The following is a 794-nucleotide window of genomic DNA, read 5'->3' as shown; positions in this document are numbered from 1 at the left end:
TCCGTACTCTTCGAGTCGATTCGGTTCTTTCAGAAGGTTTCTTGGCAGGAATTCCTCTTCGGCCTGCACTGGAGCCCGCAGATCGCGTTGCGCGCGGATCAGGTCGCCGCCTCCGGTGCCTTCGGCGCCGTGCCGCTCTTTGCCGGCACGATGCTCATCTCGGTGATCGCGATGGCGCTCGCAGTACCGATCGGGCTGATGTCGGCGATCTATCTCTCCGAGTACGCGCCGCGCGTCGTCCGCGCATGGGCCAAGCCGACGCTCGAGGTCCTCGCCGGGATCCCGACCGTCGTCTACGGCTTCTTCGCGGCGCTCACGGTCGCCCCAGCGATCCGCGACCTCGGCACCTCGGTCGGCCTCGATGTGTCCTCTGAGAGCGGCCTCGCCGCCGGCCTGGTCATGGGCGTTATGATCATTCCCCTCGTCTCGTCGCTTTCCGAGGACGTGATCAATGCCGTCCCCCAGTCCATGCGCGACGGCGCGCTCGCCCTCGGCGCGACGCCTTCTGAGACCATCAAGCGGGTGGTGCTTCCCGCCGCGCTGCCGGGTATTGTCGGCGGGATCCTACTCGCGGTCTCCCGCGCCATCGGCGAGACGATGATCGTGGTCATGGCCGCCGGTGTCGCAGCCAATTTAACCGCGAACCCGCTGGAGAGCGTGACCACGGTAACGGTGCAGATCGTGGTCCTGCTCACCGGCGACCAGGAATTCGATAGTGCCAAGACCCTTGCCGCTTTCGCATTGGGTCTGACCCTGTTCGTCGTGACGCTGACGCTGAACGTGATCGCCCTGCA

1 protein-coding gene is annotated in these 794 nt (G+C 65.5%); it reads left to right on the top strand.

All coding sequences use genetic code 11. The annotated features are described in order from the left end of the window. Nucleotides 1-794: phosphate ABC transporter permease subunit PstC (gene pstC, locus CKO31_RS26200; protein WP_200243898.1), on the top strand; the 794-nt coding region annotated here is incomplete at both ends.

It is taken from the genome of Thiohalocapsa halophila (assembly GCF_016583825.1).
In the GTDB taxonomy this organism is placed as follows: Bacteria; Pseudomonadota; Gammaproteobacteria; order Chromatiales; family Chromatiaceae; genus Thiohalocapsa; species Thiohalocapsa halophila.
Note: the sequence above shows the minus strand (reverse complement) of the source record. Positions and strands in the feature narration are given on the sequence as shown.